At 40.3% G+C, this 18,673-nt stretch carries 21 protein-coding genes; 2 read left to right on the top strand and 19 right to left on the bottom strand.

Features of this window, described 5'->3' with window-relative positions:
- Window positions 1-155: 155 nt before the first annotated feature.
- Together ACFO0S_RS06205 and ACFO0S_RS06200 are read right to left on the bottom strand one after the other, a co-directional pair.
- Window positions 156-1,520 (bottom strand): sensor histidine kinase, encoded by a 1,365-nt coding sequence (locus ACFO0S_RS06205; RefSeq protein WP_378140943.1) that lies wholly within the window; start codon window positions 1,518-1,520, stop codon window positions 156-158.
- Entirely contained in the window at window positions 1,504-2,169 is a 666-nt protein-coding gene (locus ACFO0S_RS06200) for a response regulator transcription factor (RefSeq protein WP_378140942.1), read from the bottom strand. The genes ACFO0S_RS06205 and ACFO0S_RS06200 overlap by 17 nt, the downstream gene beginning before the upstream one ends.
- Before the next feature lie 275 nt (window positions 2,170-2,444).
- Here ACFO0S_RS06200 and ACFO0S_RS06195 point away from each other — a divergent pair, with 275 nt between their 5' ends.
- The gene (locus ACFO0S_RS06195) at window positions 2,445-2,990 is read left to right on the top strand and encodes a GNAT family N-acetyltransferase (protein ID WP_378140941.1); all 546 of its coding nucleotides are present in this window, start codon (window positions 2,445-2,447) and stop codon (window positions 2,988-2,990) included.
- 28 nt (window positions 2,991-3,018) lie between these two features.
- Here ACFO0S_RS06195 and ACFO0S_RS06190 read toward each other — a convergent pair whose 3' ends face one another.
- Window positions 3,019-4,089, bottom strand: a complete 1,071-nt coding sequence (locus tag ACFO0S_RS06190; RefSeq protein ID WP_378140940.1) for an undecaprenyldiphospho-muramoylpentapeptide beta-N-acetylglucosaminyltransferase — start codon at window positions 4,087-4,089, stop codon at window positions 3,019-3,021.
- 35 nt (window positions 4,090-4,124) lie between these two features.
- Here ACFO0S_RS06190 and ACFO0S_RS06185 point away from each other — a divergent pair, with 35 nt between their 5' ends.
- On the top strand, window positions 4,125-5,477 hold the full coding sequence (locus tag ACFO0S_RS06185; protein ID WP_378140939.1) for an MATE family efflux transporter: 1,353 nt from the start codon (window positions 4,125-4,127) through the stop codon (window positions 5,475-5,477).
- 27 nt (window positions 5,478-5,504) lie between these two features.
- On the opposite strand, the gene ACFO0S_RS06180 is transcribed toward ACFO0S_RS06185, so the two are convergent.
- From ACFO0S_RS06180 to ACFO0S_RS06105, 16 genes are all read right to left on the bottom strand, one after another.
- Window positions 5,505-6,566 carry a Ger(x)C family spore germination protein gene (locus tag ACFO0S_RS06180; protein WP_378140938.1) on the bottom strand — a complete coding sequence of 354 codons (1,062 nt, stop codon included), beginning with the start codon at window positions 6,564-6,566 and terminating at the stop codon, window positions 5,505-5,507.
- On the bottom strand, window positions 6,559-7,593 hold the full coding sequence (locus ACFO0S_RS06175; RefSeq protein ID WP_378140937.1) for a GerAB/ArcD/ProY family transporter: 1,035 nt from the start codon (window positions 7,591-7,593) through the stop codon (window positions 6,559-6,561). The genes ACFO0S_RS06180 and ACFO0S_RS06175 overlap by 8 nt, the downstream gene beginning before the upstream one ends.
- A complete protein-coding gene (locus tag ACFO0S_RS06170) occupies window positions 7,577-8,668 on the bottom strand; it encodes a spore germination protein (RefSeq protein WP_378140936.1) in 1,092 nt (363 codons plus the stop codon). Before ACFO0S_RS06170 ends, ACFO0S_RS06175 begins: the two co-directional genes overlap by 17 nt.
- 82 nt (window positions 8,669-8,750) lie before the next feature.
- Entirely contained in the window at window positions 8,751-9,380 is a 630-nt protein-coding gene (locus ACFO0S_RS06165) for a CAP domain-containing protein (protein ID WP_378140935.1), read from the bottom strand.
- Window positions 9,381-9,526: 146 nt separating this feature from the next.
- Window positions 9,527-10,675 carry a CobW family GTP-binding protein gene (locus tag ACFO0S_RS06160; RefSeq protein ID WP_378140934.1) on the bottom strand — a complete coding sequence of 383 codons (1,149 nt, stop codon included), beginning with the start codon at window positions 10,673-10,675 and terminating at the stop codon, window positions 9,527-9,529.
- 63 nt (window positions 10,676-10,738) lie between these two features.
- Entirely contained in the window at window positions 10,739-12,205 is a 1,467-nt protein-coding gene (locus ACFO0S_RS06155; protein ID WP_378140933.1) for a S41 family peptidase, read from the bottom strand.
- Between the two features lie 49 nt (window positions 12,206-12,254).
- A complete protein-coding gene (gene deoD, locus ACFO0S_RS06150; RefSeq protein ID WP_378140932.1) occupies window positions 12,255-12,959 on the bottom strand; it encodes a purine-nucleoside phosphorylase in 705 nt (234 codons plus the stop codon).
- A gap of 68 nt (window positions 12,960-13,027) precedes the next feature.
- Window positions 13,028-13,246: a YozE family protein gene (locus ACFO0S_RS06145; RefSeq protein ID WP_378140931.1), complete on the bottom strand. Its 219-nt coding sequence runs from the start codon at window positions 13,244-13,246 to the stop codon at window positions 13,028-13,030.
- 54 nt (window positions 13,247-13,300) lie between these two features.
- Window positions 13,301-13,690, bottom strand: coding sequence for a peptide-methionine (R)-S-oxide reductase MsrB (msrB, locus tag ACFO0S_RS06140; protein ID WP_378140967.1), 390 nt, complete (start codon window positions 13,688-13,690; stop codon window positions 13,301-13,303).
- Window positions 13,691-13,712: 22 nt separating this feature from the next.
- Window positions 13,713-14,240: a peptide-methionine (S)-S-oxide reductase MsrA gene (gene msrA, locus ACFO0S_RS06135; RefSeq protein ID WP_378140930.1), complete on the bottom strand. Its 528-nt coding sequence runs from the start codon at window positions 14,238-14,240 to the stop codon at window positions 13,713-13,715.
- 11 nt (window positions 14,241-14,251) lie between these two features.
- Window positions 14,252-14,824 (bottom strand): YpmS family protein, encoded by a 573-nt coding sequence (locus tag ACFO0S_RS06130; protein WP_378140929.1) that lies wholly within the window; start codon window positions 14,822-14,824, stop codon window positions 14,252-14,254.
- 4 nt (window positions 14,825-14,828) lie between these two features.
- Window positions 14,829-15,647: a GDSL-type esterase/lipase family protein gene (locus tag ACFO0S_RS06125; protein WP_378140928.1), complete on the bottom strand. Its 819-nt coding sequence runs from the start codon at window positions 15,645-15,647 to the stop codon at window positions 14,829-14,831.
- Window positions 15,648-15,653: 6 nt separating this feature from the next.
- The gene (locus tag ACFO0S_RS06120; protein ID WP_378140927.1) at window positions 15,654-16,496 is read right to left on the bottom strand and encodes a DegV family protein; all 843 of its coding nucleotides are present in this window, start codon (window positions 16,494-16,496) and stop codon (window positions 15,654-15,656) included.
- A complete protein-coding gene (locus tag ACFO0S_RS06115; RefSeq protein WP_378140926.1) occupies window positions 16,496-17,146 on the bottom strand; it encodes a lysophospholipid acyltransferase family protein in 651 nt (216 codons plus the stop codon). The genes ACFO0S_RS06120 and ACFO0S_RS06115 overlap by 1 nt, the downstream gene beginning before the upstream one ends.
- A gap of 73 nt (window positions 17,147-17,219) precedes the next feature.
- The gene (locus ACFO0S_RS06110) at window positions 17,220-17,711 is read right to left on the bottom strand and encodes a dihydrofolate reductase (RefSeq protein ID WP_378140925.1); all 492 of its coding nucleotides are present in this window, start codon (window positions 17,709-17,711) and stop codon (window positions 17,220-17,222) included.
- 11 nt (window positions 17,712-17,722) lie between these two features.
- Window positions 17,723-18,661 carry a thymidylate synthase gene (locus tag ACFO0S_RS06105; protein ID WP_378140924.1) on the bottom strand — a complete coding sequence of 313 codons (939 nt, stop codon included), beginning with the start codon at window positions 18,659-18,661 and terminating at the stop codon, window positions 17,723-17,725.
- Window positions 18,662-18,673 lie beyond the last annotated feature (12 nt).

Raw genomic sequence — 18,673 nt, 5'->3', positions numbered from 1 at the left:
TCATAGTATCATTGATGCCGCCTTTATGAAAGCGAAGGGACATGAACAATTTTTCCATTTCAATCTTACTACTCTCATAAAAAAATACAATGCTTTTCGTGAAAAATTTCACGAAAAAACACTTAGTATGACAAAGTAATAATATGAATGGTTATTCACTTTGCTTTTTGTGGAAATAGTAGGTGAAACTCACTGCCTTTTCCGGGTTCGCTGTAGACCCGAATCTCACCACCAGCGCGTTCCATAACTTGCCGAACAAAAGTTAATCCAAGGCCAGTTCCTCCGCTTTCTTTTGACCGGGTTTCATCTATTGTATAGAAAGGTTCAAATAGCTTTCCAAAATGCTTTTCTGCAATCCCTACTCCATTATCATGAAAAATTAGTCTGTATTCATGAGAGGTCTTTTCAGATTTAATTTGAATAGATGGATGTTCGTTACTATATCGTATGGCGTTGGTCAGAAGGTTCATGACAATCTGATGGAATAGGATCCGTGATAATTCAATTTCTGCTTGTTCCACCTGTAAAAGAATTTTTATGTCTGGATACTGTTCTTTAAAAAGCCTAGTTGCTTCCTTCATCTCTTCTTTTACAAAGATCACTTCACTTGTTAGTTCATGTTGTTTGGCAAGTGCGAGAAGTGCTTCCATCATCTCTTTCATCCGGTAGATTTCTTGCTGAACTATAGAAAGTGTCTCATGAAGAACTTCCGGATCATCTTTACCCCATCTAGTAAGAAGGGCTATATTTCCTTCAATTGCCTGTACTGGACTTCGTAATTCATGGGAGACATTGCCGATAAATCGCTCTTGCATCGCATAGACGTCGTCCATTCGTTTCAGTAATCGATTGAATTCTTTTGTTAGTTCGCCAATCTCATCTTGTTTTGTATAGTTAGGAGTCAGACGCACGCCTTTACCTGGCATCGTTGATTGCATTGCGTTTCGCAAGTTTTCTAAAGGTTGAATTAAATAAGAGCTTAAAAAGTATCCCGCAAAACCCGCAGCTATGATAAATAAAATAGCAAAGAGAATGAGTGCCCACAACAAGTATGACAACATACTTTCATATGAAGCCAAAGAATGAGAGACGGCTACGAAAAGACGGTCATTCCCAAGAGGAATTTCAATTGCTCGATAAAGAATCGAATGATTGTTGACCTCTAATTGGACAAACTGATTGGTGGGGCCATCAAAACGTGGAAAAACCCCTTCCGAATTGATCTGAAGCAGTTCGATTCCATCCCGGTTCAAAATTCTCGCACTTTGATTCCGGGAGAGAAATTGATTTAGAAGTCCTGTATTTCGCTCGAAGTCCTGAATCGACAAATAAGCTCCTCTCGACTCCATATAACTTTGAAGCTCCGATAGAGATTGTTTTGCCGTTTCCCGCTCACTTGCAAGAACCCATTGGCTGAGGGCAGTATACAATAGTGCAGCAAGAAAAAAATAGGTGAGCACCATAGAAGTAGCTGTCCAAAGGGACCATTTGAAACGTAATGAGTCAGTCTTCCCTTTCATAAAGATACCCTACCCCTCTAACCGTACGAATGGAATCAGCTATATCACTTGGTAATTTTTTTCGCAAATGACGGATGTACACATCAACGACATTCGTCTCTGCTTGATTATCGAATCCCCACACCTGCGTCAATAGTTGATCTCTTGATAATACGATATTCGGATTTTTGGTCAATGTAAGCAGTAAGTCGAACTCTGTTTTCGTCAATTCAATCTTTGTTCCTTCATATGAAACTTGACGTGCTTGTTCATTAATATAAAAGCTCTCTTCCGGAGGGAGCGCCTGCCGGTCGCTACGTCTCAAGATTGCCCGGATACGTGCAAGCAATTCTTCAATCGCAAATGGTTTTACAATATAATCATCAGCCCCCGCTTCAAGACCAGAGACTTTATCCATCACAGCGTCTCGTGCAGTCACTAAGAGTATCGGTACAGAAGACTGTTTACGAACACGTCGAGTTAACTCTAATCCATTGATTCCAGGTATCATGATATCGATTAATAACAAATCAAAATGACCATCCTCAAATGCTTGCAACCCCATGCGTCCATCAGCTGAAACGACGACGTCAAAACCCTCGTGCTTGAGTTCTAACGCTAGAAAACGTGCGATATTTTGTTCATCTTCCACAACAAGAATGGATGGCAATAGTATCCCCTCACTTAGGTCGTTATGTACTTCTCATCCTACGGATTTAGGTACGAGGATTCAAGTTTTTTCGTTCACGTATTTTTCACTTTTCATTTTGAAATAAATAGAGTATATTTTTCTAGCAACATAAAATTTGATAGTGATTTAGGGAAGGCAAATGGTGCGCCACCACTCGATGGTTCTAGTAGGTTCGATTCCTACCCCGAAATTTTTTATGCAGCACAAAATGAAAAATTTCAGGGTCCAGGTAACTGGCTGAGGAGGAAATCGAATTGCTAAAAAAACGCGATTTGCAGGATTGTCACGCTCTTTATGAGCTCATTTCCGATCCCAATGTCATGAAATATGTACGTCACAAAGCCCATTCTGCTGAGGAGTATTTATTCAGCACCAAAGCGTTAATGGAAGAAGAAGAACAAGGTCTAGTGATTTCTCGTACGATTCTAAGCGATTTTGGTCAACCAATTGGAACAATTAATTTATTTGATATTGAACACCATGCAGGATTTTTAGGCACTTGGATTGGTCCACCGTTTCAAGGGCAAGGATACAACGCGAAAGCAAAAGAACAGTTTTTAAGTGAATTGTTTTTTGAACTGGAGATTGAGCGTGTGTTTATGCGCATTCGCAAAGTGAATGAAAAAAGCTTACGTGCAGCTGCAAAGCTTCCCTATGCGATTCAAGCAAATGATTCGTTCCCTGCACTTTATGCAGAAATCAATTCGGAACAAGACGTGTATGACCTGTTCTGCATTTCAAAAGATATGTTCCACTTCTATCTACTTCAACAACAAAATCAAGAAGAACAAGCTATGTAATAAGGCCGCTCCAAAGAGCAGCCTTTTTTTATTTTTGCCAGTGCATCTCAAGTAGGTCGACAAATTGTTGGGGAAGTGGCGGTTGTTGGGCATCGGTCTGAGATTGAATCATCTGCTTGCGATCACGAACCATTTGGTGGATTGCTTCCATAAAGTCTGTTGTCGTTAGCATGTCTTCCTCGGTCGTTACAGCAAAGCCTTTCGATGCAAAGTAATGAGCATTTTCTACTTGATCACCTCGACTAACCTTTTTAGAGAGGGGAATCAAATACATCGGTTTCTTCAGGGCTAGAAATTCAAAAATTGCATTTGAACCTGCACGGGAGATGATATAGTCGGATGCTGCGAGATAATCAGGCAATTCATCTGTTACAAATTCAAAGATACGGTAGCCAGGATGTGCTCCTTCATCCCCATGTATATGACCTTTTCCTGCTAAATGAATCAGTTGAAAATCGGAAAGTAACTCTGACCGCGTTTCACGAATCAATTGATTGATTTTCGCAGAACCTTGGCTTCCACCCATAACCAAAAGAATAGGTAGATTGTTCGAGAATCCTAGCTGCGTTCGCGCCTTTTCTGCAGACCCTTTAAATAATTCAGGTCGAATCAAAGGGCCGACAACCACTCCCTTACCGGGAAAGTGCTTCGCTGTGGACTCAAATACAGTAAGAATCGTATTAGCAAATTTGGACGCTATCTTATTGGCAAGCCCTGGACTCATGTCCGATTCATGAATAATTAAAGGCCGATTCGTCAGTTTCGCAGCAAGTGCAAGTGGAACGGAAACAAAACCGCCTTTTGAAAATATGGCATCTGCCTTGTGCTTCCGAATGAGCGCAATCGATTGGGCCACCCCTGCAAGTACTTTAAATGGATCTTTCGCATTTTGGAGTGAAAAATAACGACGTAGTTTTCCTGTGGAAATTGAATGGAACGGAATGTGAGGATAATATCCTTGCATGAGTTCCTCTTCAATGCCCCCTGCCTGTCCTACATAATGGATGGCATAGCCCCTTTGTTCAAGTTCTGGTATAATAGCTAAGTTTAATGAAACATGTCCGGCGGTTCCTCCGCCCGTTAAAAAAATCGTCTTCATAAAGACCTCCATTATTCGTAAAGGATGAGATTGTTATGCTTTCAAATTTACCAAAGTATGTAAAACGATTATCTATCATTGTAATTCCGATTCTCATCACACAGGTCTTTCTTTATCTTATGACCTTTTTCGATATTTTGATGACGAGTAAATATGATATCGGACATTTGGCTGGCGTGTCAATCGGTTCCTCCTTGTGGGTCCCCATCTATACGGGACTAACGGGGATACTCATCAGTATAACGCCTATTGTGGCACATTACATCGGTGGAAATAAAAAAGAGCAAGTCCGGCCCTCAGTGCAACAGGGAATTATAGTAGCCATAGGGATGTCTTTACTTGTTTACCTGCTCATATTCTTAGGTACGGATCCTATCTTGTCTAAAATGGACTTAACCGAAGTCGAACGGACGATAGCGGCCTCGTATATTAAAACCATCTCTATCGGGCTAATTCCTCTCTTTATTTACAGTGTACTACGTGGATTCATTGATGCACTTGGTCTTACACGTGTGACCATGTTGATTACGTTAATTTCAGCACCGATCAATATCTTCTTAAATTATTTGTTGATTTTCGGGAATTTTGGCATGCCTGAACTTGGTGGAACTGGAGCAGCACTTGCTTCCGCCCTTACATATTGGCTTGTACTTGGTATGACTGTTGTATTGACTCTACGCCTCCCATCCATCCAACAGTATCAGATCTTTAGTGGATTTGCGGGAGTCGACCCTAAACGCATATGGACCATCATTGCCATGGGGGTACCCATCGGACTATCCATTTTTGCAGAAACGACGATTTTCTCTGCGGTTACACTGTTTATGACCCGTTACTCGACCGAAATCTTGTCAGCTCATCAGATTGCCTTGAACTTCACGTCCCTGCTATATATGGTCCCTCTTTCCATTGCAATGGGAGCGACTATTTTAGTAGGACAAGCTGTAGGAGGAAACCAAATGAAAGAAGCCACACATTACGCGTGGCTGTCGGTCTCTCTCGCTATTTTCATTAGTTTCATCTCTGCTTCTGTACTTTACTTTTTCAGAGATACAATTGGAATCTTATACACTGACAATGCCACTGTACTTGCCTATACTGCAGAGTTTTTGATATTTGCAGCTTTGTTTCAATTGTCTGATGCCATTCAAGCACCTGTACAAGGTGCATTGCGAGGCTACAAAGATGTGAAAATCACGTTTATTATGGCTATTGTCTCATACTGGGTCATCGGTCTTCCACTTGGACATTATCTTGCAGTCACAACAGACTTTGCGCAATACGGTTACTGGATTGGGTTGATTGCTGGATTAACGGCTGGAGCCCTTACATTGACTATCCGCTTAGTGATTGTTCAAAAGAAACACGCACGACAACTTAGCAATTAAGGGCACTTCCATGACGGAAGTGTCTTTTTAATCTATAATGCCCGAATCACGCACAGTGACGTTAAAATGCGTGTTTATCGTTAATCCCTGATAAACTTCTTTCCATTCATTCTCCTCATATTGCTTGGGTCGAAATGCACGGTAATATTGTCCAATACCAAGGCCATCATGATTTGCTTGTTTCATTTGTTGGAAAAGTTTTTGTGCACGTATTTCGAGATCAGCTTCAATTGTTTTTTCAACTTCATCTCTACGAGCTGCTTTTTTGAGGCGATGCGGGTAATAATCCAAAATGCTTACCTCAAGGTTATAATATAAGTCAACAGAATTCGCATGAATTTTAACTTTCCTATGGGCTCTTTCAATTTCATAACTCATTGGAGCATCTTGAAACATTAACACATCTTTTACTTGTTTACCTAAATCATCTTTCAGTACTTGCATTAATACCATTTGCTTCATAAGAATGATTTCCCCTGTAAACCTATTTCCATCAAATAAAGCGATTCCTGTAATTGCAGGATACTCACTTTCTTCACCGATCTCCATGTAGGGAAGCTGCAGATCAATCGCCTCGTCAAATAAATACGTACATACAAGTTGTAAATCCATATGAGGAAGTTGACTATTTTCATACAATTGTTTCGTCACATCACTATAAAATGTATTGATGTTATCTGAAAATTCGGATCCCTTTTCAATGTATGGTTGAACCGGACCATTTGTGATGATTACGGACATTCCCAATCGATTTCGTACATCTCGATAAAAGGAATCCAAATAGCCGTAAAGGTTAGTTTTAGCGGATTCCTCATCGATTAATAACGCAGTCAACATAGAAGTATCCAATTGGTTATGCGTGATTGAATTTGCTGCTGCTCTCGCATCATGAAATGAACGGCCATCCACAGTAATAATACGTGTTTCTTCGCTTTTTAGTTCAATAGCGGGCAATGCAAAACTAACCGTTAGCTCTCCTAATTCACCTGAAATGCCCGCCATCGGTACGTGGATGATTGAATTGTAATTTTGTTCATCCCAACAGCCTGCTAGTAGGAGTGGAATAACGAGGAGAAGTACCCTACGCACGTTTCATCACCTTCTCTCGTAGACATATAAACGCTGGAAACACTACGGTAAATACGAGGCTAAGAAAAAGCATTCCATTGTGAAGTTCGGTTATATCAAATCGGTTTAAAAAGAAGGAAGCTAGTATAAATATCGGAATTATTTTAAGAGACAAACCACGTATGGTAGGTATTTTGACAGAAGTTGTACGGAAAATTAAAAAGCCGTATAAGATGATGGAAACTATACTCCAACTAATCCACAGACACATGAAGATTAAATCTAGTCGTTCAATAAAGGTTACTTCTTGAGATTTTAGTAGGTACATCAATGCAAATGGAACGACTTTGATTTCTTGGAGGGAAAATAATAGTAATGTAAAAACGATGGTCATAGTCAGGAATAGTCCAAAAATAACTTTAAAGATAACTACTTCGCGAACACGAATCTTGTTTGTTTGATTTAAAAACGGCTGCAGGAATAATAATGCTTCCATTCCATTAAATGCGCTGAGAGACTGGAAACCTGCGTCAAATGTTTCTTTCCCTGTGAGTCCAGATAAAGGTAACAAATTGAGCCAGTTTAGTTCTTTCCATGAGAGAAACAATGTACCGATTAAAATTACGAAAAATGGAGCTAACAGAATTGGCAAGTTCAATGGAACGGCTGCTTGCGCAGTGAGTGCATAAACAAACACAATCCCGATCATCAGTAAGATAACCCAAGAAGGCGTTTCTTGAAAGACCCATAACTGAGAGACAAATACAACTTTCGATAAGAAGACAAACAATAAAAATAGCCAGTATAGCTTAAATATCGCGACCTCGAAACGGTTAGGCTTAAACCATTTTTCAATTTTGATATAGGCTATTAAAATCAAAAGATGAATGGCAGTTACACCTAAAAAGATAAGCCAACCGTGTTGATTTCCGGCATTAACGACACGATATTGAAGATTGATAAATGTCGTGCCAGACTGTAAAACAAATAGAAACATAAACAACTGCACTTTTGTAATATTCCACTTGGTTTCAATCTGTGCGTTCATTGGCATAATGATCCTTTTGTAATTTGTGAGGTTGTGAGTGGGGCAATCGGAAAAATACATTTCCCACTTTCGATGGTTCAAATGGTAACAGCGGTGTGAAAAAAGGATGCCCATATGATGTGGATCTCATTAAGTGAATGAAAATGAGTAGGGAACCGATGATAAGACCAAAGAAACCCAAAATAGATGCTGCAATCATGAGTGGGAATCGTAATACTCGCAAAGCGGTATTCATTTCAACAGATGGTAAAACAAAGGTGGCCAATGTTGTGGAAGCGATGACAATAATCATTAAATTTGAGGCGAGTCCTGCAGAGACAATTGCATCTCCTATGACCAAACCTCCTACAATACCAATTGTTTGTCCAATTGGCCTTGGCAATCGGATGCTTGCCTCTCGTATAAGTTCTATCATGAGTTCTAAAATCAATGCCTCAAAAATAGGCCGGAATGGAATAGAAGACACAGAAGTTTTTACTTGTTGACTCAAAGATAATGGGAAAATTTCAAAATGAAAACTGATAATGGCAATATAGAGAGCTGGTAAGAACAAAGCTGTAAAAAAACTGCCTAAACGAAGCAATCGATAAAAAGAGCCGATTAAAATACGACCACTGTAATCATCTGGCGAATCAAAAAACGAAAACAGTGATACAGGACCAATTATTGCCGTTGGATCCCCCTCCGTAAAAACAACTACTTTGCCTTCAGCAAGTGCTGCGATGACACGGTCTGGTCTCTCCGTCATAAGTAACTGTGGGAAAAATGCCTTGTTCGCATCCTCAAGTTCTTCTGCAAGTTGCCCCGCACTAAATACAAGTAACGAGTGTAAATTTTTCAAACGATTACGGACGAGATTTACAGTTTCTTTATCTGCTTGATTCTCTAAATAAATTAATGTGGAAGTTGACCACTTTAAATCGCCATGTTTCACATCCTCCATAACAAGACAGGGGTTTCGCATCTTAGCTTGCAACAGCTTCTTATTTGTATCCAATGACTCGACAAACCCATCATGCGAACCTCTGACAACATATTCTGTATCTACTGGACTGACTTTTCTTTGAACATCCATACACTCACCTCTGACTACCAGTGTTGTCAGATCCTTAAAAAACTATACAAAAAAACTCACTGCCGAAGCAGTGAGTCGAATCTTACTGTTGAATAAATTGTTGGACCCAGTAACGGCCATTGGAATCGTACCCAATACCGATATGCGTCAAATTGCGGTCCAAGATGTTTGCGCGATGTCCTGGTGATTTCATCCAAGCATCGACTACTTCTGTTGCTGAACGCTGACCCATTGCAATGTTCTCTGCCGCACGACGATACGAAATTCCATTCGCCTTCATTTGGTCAAAAGGTGAACCAAGTGTTGGACTTGTATGTGAAAAATAGCGATTTTTCGCCATATCCGTTGCTTTTTGTTGAGCAGATTGTGAAAGCGATGTATGAAGTGAAAGTGGAGCTAAACCATTTTCAGCTCGGTACGCGTTCGTCTCCTTTAAAACTTGCTGTACTTCTACAGAAACCGAAGCATCTGACGTTACAGGTGCCTGAACAGGAGCTGCCTTCTCTTTATTAACGACTGGTGCCTTAACAGGTGCTTTTACTGGTGTAGCCTCCTGTTTTTTTTCGATCGGTGCGGGAACAGAAGCTTTTACTGGTGCTTGTACCGTTTCCTCTTTAGATGCAGGGGCTGGCATCCAGCAAGTAGCTGAAGCTGAGGTGGTTCCTGTCAAAAGAACAACCGAGACGATAAGTGATGTTGACCATTTTTTCATTGTGTTCCTCTCCTTTCACATACCACTCTAATAGATAGATAAGGAATAAATAGTACCTAATAGTTGGATGGATGACCAGTAGACTACTTAATGCTGTAAATGATGAGCAACATCTAGCTAATCAAAGGAGAGTTTGGCAGAACCTTCTAGTCAGAATCGGTTGACGATTGATTCAATATCTCGGTAAGGAATACAATCATCTGTCGCTCTTCCCATAAAGAACAATCTAAAACTTGTACTTTTTTTATCAGTTGCTCATATTTCTCTTCTCTCGTCTTGCGTACGCGGGGATGACTAAGTTCATCACGCAATTCCTCTAAAACAGCTTGTTTTACTTCATCAATGGTTTGCATCTCTTGTGCACGTTCACGTGTTGGATAAAGCTGTTTATAGAGACGTAGCAATACAAAATCTTCTAATGTGATGACATTATGAATCTGTTCCCCAATTAAGACAAGTTGGGTCTTAACTTTCACATCTTCTTGTAGCCACTGGATCATTCCGTAGGCATACTGGAACAGATGAGGATGCGATGTAGATGGTAGTTGAACATATCCTTTAATGCGATAGACTGAATCAGGTAGCGCAGAAACCCAATCCTCTACAATATACTGTGGATATTCTTTTTCCAAACTATCGAGTCTGCTTCCCAGCAATAACTCCTGGCCAATCCGACTCTTTTCATGTGATGTCGTTGTAAGAGTTAGATGCTCTATTCGGTCAATATTTACGTTCGCATGCTGTGTTTCAATAATCTGAGCATGTGGATTGATTTGTTGAATTGCAAAAGTAACCTCTGCCACTTTCTTAGAGGGAAGCAAATCCGTTTTATTGAGTACCAACAAGTGAGCATGACGGATTTGTTCTATAAATAGCGTTTGCGTTTGTGGAGGCAGATGGTTCCGTTTTAAAAATCGGAGACTGTCAACGACTGTCACAATGCCTCTAAAGCGGAAATAGTCCGCAAATAACGGGGATAGGACGACATCAAGTGCTGCTACTGGGTGCGCAGCGCCAGTTGTTTCGATTAATAACACATCAAATTGTTCTTGATACAATATTTGCTGTAACTGAGCCTCCGTTTTTTCAGAAGGTGAACAGCAAATACACCCCTCTAACAATTCACGCAATGGGACATCGTCCTCAACAGCGTCACTATCAAATCCTAATGCGCCAAGTTCATTCATCAAGATGGCGGGTTTTATATTCTTCTCTTTTAACTGGCGAATAAAGTTTTTAAGAAGCGTCGTTTTCCCACTCCCTAAAAACCCACTTAATAAATAGACGTCTTTCATTCTATTCCCTCCTTGAGAACAGAACAGGGCCGATTTCATGTTGAAATCAGCCCTGTTGATGTATTATGGATTCGTTTGAAGAAGTTCTGCAGCTTTCAACAGCTGCGGATCTTCTTCAGTTAATTTCGTACGAATAGCATCCATGAGAGCTGTTGTTGTCTCACCCGACACTACTCCAGTCGGTTCTAAATCATTTTGTTCTTGGAATTGCATAACTGCTTGTTGCAACGCTTCGTCAAATCGACCATCTTGTTCCCCTGATTCAAAACCGAGAGCACTCATGAATTGTTCCAGAGACGTCACGGCTTCTGATTGGAGACCAAGAGATAGTTCTGTTGAAGCATCAAGAGGAGCAACTGAAGCAAAGCTTGGATACTCAACGATATAATCAGGTTCAACACCTTTTTCATGAATCCAATTGCCATCTGGTGTCAACCATTTTGCTGTGGTTAATTTGATATTTGAGCCATCTTCTAAATCTTCCACACTTTGTACCGTACCTTTACCGAACGTCGTTAATCCGATAAGAGGTATGTCAGCAGATTCATTAAGTGCCGCTGCGATGATTTCAGAAGCAGATGCACTTCCTTCGTCGATAATGACTGCCGTCGGGATGGAGATTTTCTCTCCTCCTAGTGCAGGAATGGTTTCAGCTTGACCTTGCTGCTCAATCTGAAGAATCGGTTCACCTTCTGCAACAAATAATGAAGCAATATCTATCGCAACATCAAGGAGTCCTCCTGGATTCTGACGCACATCGAGTAATAGAGAGGTCATTCCTTTCGCTTCCATCTCCTCAAGTGCAGTTAAAAGCTCTTGATAGGTATTACGGGAAAAACTAGAAATGGCAATATGGGCCACGCCATTATCCATCATTTCTACATAAACGGTTTCAATAGGAATATCATCGCGTGTAATAGTTACTTCAATTGGTTGCGCTTCCCCGCGTTTAATTGTCAGTGTGACATCTGTCCCTTTTTCACCGCGAATTAAGAGAACTGCTTCTGATGCGCTAAATCCACGAATATCTTCCCCATCTACAGAGAGAATTTGATCGTTCGGCATAATACCAGCACGTTCTGCAGGTGAATTTTTGATTGGGGAAACGACGGTGATTACGCCATTTCGTTCTTGAATCTCCGCACCGATTCCTTGGAAACTTGAGGAGATACTTTCATCAAACTGAGAGGCTTCATCCACATTCATATAATCTGAATAGGGGTCTCCAAGTGCATCGACCATTCCATTTATAGCTCCGTTAACAAGCTCTTCTTGATCAAATTCGGAGTAGTAACTACTTTTTAATTCGTCATACACATCGTAAAGCTTTGAAAATTCCTGTCGTTCAACAGGTTGAATCACTTCCACGACTTTCTCCTCACCAGTTGTCAAAGCAAGCATAGTAACACCTGCTGAAACAGTCGCTGTCAAAAACAAGACAATCACAAAAATAAATGGATTGATACGAAATGCTTTACGTGCTGGTGGCTGTTCTTGTACTTCTGGTTGTTGTTCAGGCTGATGTTCCATCGTCTCACCTCATTAATAAAGACTGTCAGGAATGACAGTCTCGGAACTATTACTCTTGAATTGCAGCTTCAAGTGCTACGACAATCATATCATTGAATGTAGTTTGGCGTTCTTCAGATGAAGTCACTTCACCCGTAAGAATATGATCGCTGACTGTTAAGATAGATAAGGCTTGACGATTAAACTTCGCAGCAAGTGTATAAAGTGCTGCTGATTCCATTTCAACGGCTAAAATACCGTAGTCCGCCCATTTCTTGTAATCTGCTTCATCATTATAGAATAAGTCTGCTGTAAAGATGTTACCTACACGTAAGTTAAGACCTGCTTCTTTTCCAGCCTCGAAAGCTTTGTAAAGAAGGTCAAAGTTAGCCGTCGGCGCATAAGCTAAATCATTTAATAACACTTTGTTTAATGATGAATCTGTAGAAGCACTTTGTCCTAATATGACGTCACGTACTTTTACATCTTTCTGAATCGCACCACATGTGCCTACGCGAATCAATTTTTGTACATCATACTCTTGCATTAATTCAGTAACATAGATAGCAATCGATGGAACACCCATACCTGTCCCTTGAACAGAAATACGTTTTCCTTTATATGTACCTGTGTAACCAAACATATTTCGGACTTCATTATATTGAACCACATCTTCTAAAAATGTTTCGGCAATATACTTCGCACGCAATGGATCTCCTGGTAATAAAATTGTATCGGCGATTTCACCTTTTTTTGCACTGATATGAACACTCATGATTGAAACCTCATTTCTTTAACGTATACGTTTATGATACAGATTTTATAAGCTGAATGCAACGGAAGTCACCGTCTTGCTTGATATTCTTCCCATAACTCATCAAACACCGAAGCAGGCATCTCAGAATCAGCTTGCATTTCAATATACCGTGACAGTTCTTGAAAATCAATAGAAGATTTCGGGAAATCATGTGAGTCAAAAACGCGCTCAGCAAATAGATGCTTGGCATCCGCTAGGAGGCTTCCACGATAGCGTAAGACAAATTGATAAAATGAATCTTTCAATAGGTTCACCTCCAAAAAAATCACTCGGACTGTTGTCCAAGTGATTGAGTCGCATTAAAACGTGGAGAGATACTCTCCGTATCCTTGTTCCTCCAGTTTTTCTTTTGGAATAAATCGAAGTGCGGCAGAATTGATACAGTACCGTAACCCCGTCTCTTCTTTTGGCCCATCGGGAAATACATGCCCGAGATGAGAATCTGCGGTTTTACTTCGCACTTCTACACGACGCATCCCGTGAGTGTCATCAAATTTCTCAATGACTTCAGGGTCGTCAATCGGACGAGTGAAACTTGGCCATCCGCAACCTGCATCGTATTTGTCTTTCGAATGAAACAACGGTTTGCCGGATACGATATCCACATAGATGCCTTCACTAAAATGTTGATCAAATTCATTTTGATAAGGTGGCTCGGTTCCATTCATTTGCGTCACATAATATTGCATTTCGTTTAGTTTTGATTTAAGTTCATCTTTCAAAGAAATTCCTCCTCAAGCTTTCTGTGAATCGCTTTCTACCGGAGCCTTCAAAATAGCGTGTATAATGACTCGGGTTTTTCCGGTAATACTCCTGGTGATAATCTTCTGCTTCATAAAAAGGAGAAGCCGGAAGCAGCTTTACTGCAACTTTCTTTTGGAAGGTCTGCTGTTCCATCCGCCGGATAACATCTTCTGCCACTTGTTTTTGATATTCCGAATGATAGAAAATCGCCGTTTGATACGACTGTCCTCGGTCAAAGAATTGACCACCTGCATCAAATGGGTCGATATTTTGAAAGAAAATCTCCACAAGTTTCTCGTAGGAAAAAACATCTGGAATATAAGTGATTTGAACGGCTTCATAGTGACCAGTAGTCTCTGAACACACTTGTTCATATGTTGGGTTGGGTACATGACCACCGGTATACCCTGATACAATTTTCTCAATTCCATCATACTGGTCAAAGGGTTTCACCATACACCAAAAACATCCTCCTGCAAATGTTGCAATTTCCATAGGTTAACCTCCTATTCAGTCGGAACAGTTACAGTTAGTATAATCTCATCATTGATTAAATCCAACTTACGTGCTCGAATATCGAATCCGCCTTCAATGGGAATTCCAGAGAGGTCAATAAAAACGGATTCATCCGCCGGACTCACGACCATCCATGCAGGTAAATCAACAGAATCCCGTAAGAGTTTGAGAACTTGTTCAGGTGGAATCGATAACTGTCCTATATCTACTTGCTGTTGTTTCAATTGAATGTTGCCATCATCTTGAACAATTGGTTCAAAGTACATCTGAACCGGAATAGTTAAACTAAATACTTGCAATTCTGATATAAGAGCAATTTGATCATCCACCTTTAAATCGAGTGGAATCGATTGATCATTAATGGCTTGTTGCAAATATTTATTCGCTAATACCTCAAAGTCATTTTTAGATGTCTCGACAAATAGTTGGCCACCAGCTGGCGCTTCTGCTCTAACAGGAAGTGTGTACGATTCCGATTCTGTCGTTAAAAGACTTGCTAAGTAGCCTATGCCCAAGACGATTGCTATTATAAGTATGAAAAAAGCCACTTTCCACCGATTCATAGGCTCACTCTCCTTTTACATACAGTTCCCCATTATCTATTTCAATAAAACCACAGCTTTCCATCGTTCGGGTCATTCGACCTGCAATGGATTCGTACCCGCTTGCATTGGGATGGAAGAAATCTGTGTGATATACCAAGTTCGTATTCGTATAAAACAAATCTTGAACAGGAACAAAGCATGTATTTTCAAATTCTAAAAGAGTGTCTTCCATGGAATGATTCCAACTTGTTACAATGGTCTCCACTTCTTGGGATTCTACAGTGATAAGTGAAAATGGATTGTATAGGCCAAGAGCAGTGATGGGCGCTTTAGGATTGAGTTGACGAATATAATGGAGAATATGAAAGTAACGTGTTTCATAAAAGATTTGCTCTTCTTCAAAAGCTTCCAGTTTTAGTGAAAATAAATCTCTTTTGATCACTCTCATGATATCATTTCCGCCAATCGAAAGAAAAATATGACTCGCCTCTTGAATTTCTTTATCTAAATTCCCAGAAGAGAGAAGCGTCATGAGCTGATCACTTCTCCGTCCCCGCTTTGCTGTATTAATAAGGTCGACATCTTCCACCGATTCGGATTGTAAAAATACATCTTTCACTCGACCTAAATATCCGTTTTTTTGCAGTTCGTCTCCAATTCCAACGGTTAACGAATCACCTAATCCTAGAAACAACAAATTATCCGGAAAGACTCCGTATGGAACTTGAAGATTTGTTGGCTCTTCGCGTTCTTTCAATCCAAAAATGGGCTTTATGACAATTGATGAACATCCTGCTAGAACAATAGTTACCATCAACAAAACAACAAGTAATCTCTTCACAAATCTCTATCCTTCCAGCAAATACATAAAGCCGATGGCACCTGGGCCTGTATGTGTTGAAATTACAGGAGTTGTATACGTGACTTTCGTGTCCATAAATCCTGTCTTTTCAATTTCACTCAATAAAGGGGTAGCCATTTGGAAGCCATTTGCTTGAGCTATTCCCGCTGCAACGATACGTTGTGATTTGGAATCTGTTGTAAACTCATTCATCAAGTAGTTCACTACTTGTTTATAACTGCGCGCTTTTGCAACAGGCGTATATTCTCCACCTGCTAAGGATGCAATCGGTTTAATTGAAAGTAAAGATCCAATCATTGCACGACCTTTTCCAATTCGTCCCCCTTTTACAAGGTTATCCAACGTATCAACAACGACGAAAAGTCGAGTATTTTTACGGATTACTTTTAGCCGATTCACAATCTCCTCCATTGTTGCCCCTTGTTCGGCAAGTTTAGCCGCTTCAAGCACTTGAAAAGCAAGAGCATGTGAAATAAATCGCGAGTCAATGACTGTTACAGGGGTGTCTGTCATACTAGCAGCTGACTCTGCAGATTTGACAGTTCCACTCATTCCACCCGTCATATGAATCGATAAAACTTGAGAACCATCTGCTCCGAGTTCGTCATAGATCTCTTTAAACTTTCCAGCTGGAGGTTGTGATGATTTAGGTAAATCTTTCGAGTGTTTCATTTTCTCAAGAAATTCTTCTGCAGAAATATCAACAGCATCTAAATAATCGTCTCCGTCGATATGAATCGTTAATGGAACGACCGTAATATTATAGTGATCAATTATCGCCTGGGTAAGCTCGGCAGTTGAATCAGTTACAATTTTTATTGTCCTCATCATAAATCCCCTTTCAGTTGTGCAACGGCTTGTTCAATTTGATTTTGAATGTCTGCTAACAACCATTCAGAGGGTTGTTGAGACAACTCCACATAAGGAAGTAGCTGAATTTTAACATGAGCAGGTACAATATGATTGTTATTTTGCTCCATGATATGTGAAGTTCCATAGATTGCTATAGGAACGATAGGTACGTTTGCCCGCTCAGCAATGCGAATAAATCCCGACTTGAACGGCTGTACCCCATTTCCCTTCGAGCGAGTACCTTCAGGGAAGAGCAGTAAAGAATGTCCTTGTTGTAACCGCTCAACACTATCATGAATAGATTGAAGAGCATTCTTTCGATTCGTGCGATCGATAAATACACAATTCATCTCTTCCATCCAATCAGAAATAAAAGGAATTTTTTTCACTTCAACTTTTGACAAAAAGCCGAATGGTTTTGGAACATGTGCGATTAAAACCGGTATATCAAAATTCCCTTCATGATTGGAAATAAATAGTACAGGTCCAATCGGCAGATGCTCTACCCCTGATATTTCGACTGAAACACCAGCCTTCTTTAAAATGTTTGTGGCCCAATGTCGCGGTACTTTATAGACTTCCTCATCGTATGCTTGAGCTGATAATTGAGACTTTTGAATTCTCAACTTTTTTAACGCTCGCATGCGTGTAGGAATGAATCCAATAATATAACTATATGTAAGTAGGCTTCTCAGCACTTTATTCACTTGCCTTTCGGTGATAACGCTTATATGTATACGTTAACCCGTTTGTAGATATTTGGAGCTCTGAAGCCCAGGCAAGCTCCCATTCGTTTAAATCAATCCTTGGAAAAAACGTATCTCCTTCGAAGGTATGATGTATTTCGGTGATGAAAAGTGTATCTGCCACATCTAGCTGTTCATTAAAGATGGATGCACCACCAATCACCATAATATCTGTGTGGAAAGTCTTTGCGAGTTTTAAGGCTTGTTCCATACTCTGTACAGTATGAATTCCTTTATGATGGTACGAGTCGTTTCGAGTGATAACGATATTCTGACGTCCTGGAAGAGGTCTGCCAATCGACTCAAATGTATTGCGACCCATAATCATGGGTTTACCCATCGTCACTCGTTTAAAATAAGCTAAATCTTCAGGAAGATGCCAAGGCAATTGATTATTTTTGCCAATCACTAAATTTTTGTCATGAGCAACCACAAATGCAATCATGTATTTCCTCCTTAGACAGCGATTTCTGCTTGTATTCTTGGATGACTCTCGTAACCCTTTAAAAGGATATCGGATGTTTCTAATGTGAAAATAGATTTTTCAGGTATCTCAATAGTCGGTAGTGATTTTGGTGTACGGCTAAGGAGAATTTCCACTTGCGGTAAGTGATTTAGATAAATGTGTGCATCGCCAAACGTATGGACGAACTCTCCCACTTCCAGATTTGTTTCCTTTGCAATCAAGTGAACGAGTAACGCATACGATGCAATATTAAAAGGCACACCAAGAAAGACATCTGCACTGCGCTGGTAAAGTTGGCAGGAAAGTTTTTGGTCTTGTACATAAAACTGCATGAAGGAGTGACATGGGGGAAGCGCCATATGTTCTACTTCAGCTGGATTCCATGCCGTCACGATATGACGTCTTGAATGAGGATGATGCTTGATGGAATGAATAACCTGAGCAATCTGATCAATGGATTCCCCGTCTTGTCTTTTCCAGTCCCGCCATTGCCGTCCATACACAGGCCCTAATTCGCCATATTTTTTAGCAAAGTCATTGTCTGATTTTATACGAGTAATGAACGTCTCCATTTCCTCTTCATACAACTTGCGAAATTCCTCATCTTTCGTTGCACGAATACCGAAGTTTTCCATATTAGGTCCTGTATAGTCGTTAGAATTCACCCAATTATCAAAAGCCCATTCATTCCATATGTTGTTATTCTCTCGCACCAACGTTTGAATATTGGTGTCTCCTTTTAAAAACCATAACAATTCGCTGACGATTAAACGAAACGGTGTTTTCTTTGTAGTTAAGAGCGGAAACCCCATGGAGAGGTCGAATCTCATTTGATATCCGAATACGCCAATCGTACCCACTCCAGTTCGGTCTTGACGGTTCGCTCCATTTTTTAAAATATATTCGCAAAGTTCATGGTATTGTTTCATGTTGGTTGACCC

This window comes from Chryseomicrobium palamuruense (genome assembly GCF_042649045.1).
GTDB classification, from domain to species: domain Bacteria; phylum Bacillota; class Bacilli; order Bacillales_A; family Planococcaceae; genus Chryseomicrobium; species Chryseomicrobium palamuruense.
Note: the sequence above shows the minus strand (reverse complement) of the source record. Positions and strands in the feature narration are given on the sequence as shown.

Excerpts from the sequence above, each read along its gene's own strand:
- ACFO0S_RS06190 (WP_378140940.1), bottom strand. The coding sequence starts at position 4,089 with ATGAAGACGATTTTTTTAACGGGCGGAGGAACCGCCGGACATGTTTCA.
- ACFO0S_RS06170 (WP_378140936.1), bottom strand. The coding sequence starts at position 8,668 with ATGGATGTTCAAAGAAAAGTCAGTCCAGTAGATACAGAATATGTTGTC.
- ACFO0S_RS06205 (WP_378140943.1), bottom strand. The coding sequence starts at position 1,520 with ATGAAAGGGAAGACTGACTCATTACGTTTCAAATGGTCCCTTTGGACA.
- deoD (WP_378140932.1), bottom strand. The coding sequence starts at position 12,959 with ATGAGTGTTCATATCAGTGCAAAAAAAGGTGAAATCGCCGATACAATT.
- msrA (WP_378140930.1), bottom strand. The coding sequence starts at position 14,240 with ATGGAAATTGCAACATTTGCAGGAGGATGTTTTTGGTGTATGGTGAAA.
- msrB (WP_378140967.1), bottom strand. The coding sequence starts at position 13,690 with ATGCAATATTATGTGACGCAAATGAATGGAACCGAGCCACCTTATCAA.
- ACFO0S_RS06165 (WP_378140935.1), bottom strand. The coding sequence starts at position 9,380 with ATGAAAAAATGGTCAACATCACTTATCGTCTCGGTTGTTCTTTTGACA.
- ACFO0S_RS06175 (WP_378140937.1), bottom strand. The coding sequence starts at position 7,593 with ATGAACGCACAGATTGAAACCAAGTGGAATATTACAAAAGTGCAGTTG.
- ACFO0S_RS06105 (WP_378140924.1), bottom strand. The coding sequence starts at position 18,661 with ATGAAACAATACCATGAACTTTGCGAATATATTTTAAAAAATGGAGCG.
- ACFO0S_RS06160 (WP_378140934.1), bottom strand. The coding sequence starts at position 10,675 with ATGAAAGACGTCTATTTATTAAGTGGGTTTTTAGGGAGTGGGAAAACG.
- ACFO0S_RS06185 (WP_378140939.1), top strand. The coding sequence starts at position 4,125 with ATGCTTTCAAATTTACCAAAGTATGTAAAACGATTATCTATCATTGTA.
- ACFO0S_RS06155 (WP_378140933.1), bottom strand. The coding sequence starts at position 12,205 with ATGGAACATCAGCCTGAACAACAACCAGAAGTACAAGAACAGCCACCA.
- ACFO0S_RS06110 (WP_378140925.1), bottom strand. The coding sequence starts at position 17,711 with ATGATTGCATTTGTGGTTGCTCATGACAAAAATTTAGTGATTGGCAAA.
- ACFO0S_RS06120 (WP_378140927.1), bottom strand. The coding sequence starts at position 16,496 with ATGAGGACAATAAAAATTGTAACTGATTCAACTGCCGAGCTTACCCAG.
- ACFO0S_RS06130 (WP_378140929.1), bottom strand. The coding sequence starts at position 14,824 with ATGAATCGGTGGAAAGTGGCTTTTTTCATACTTATAATAGCAATCGTC.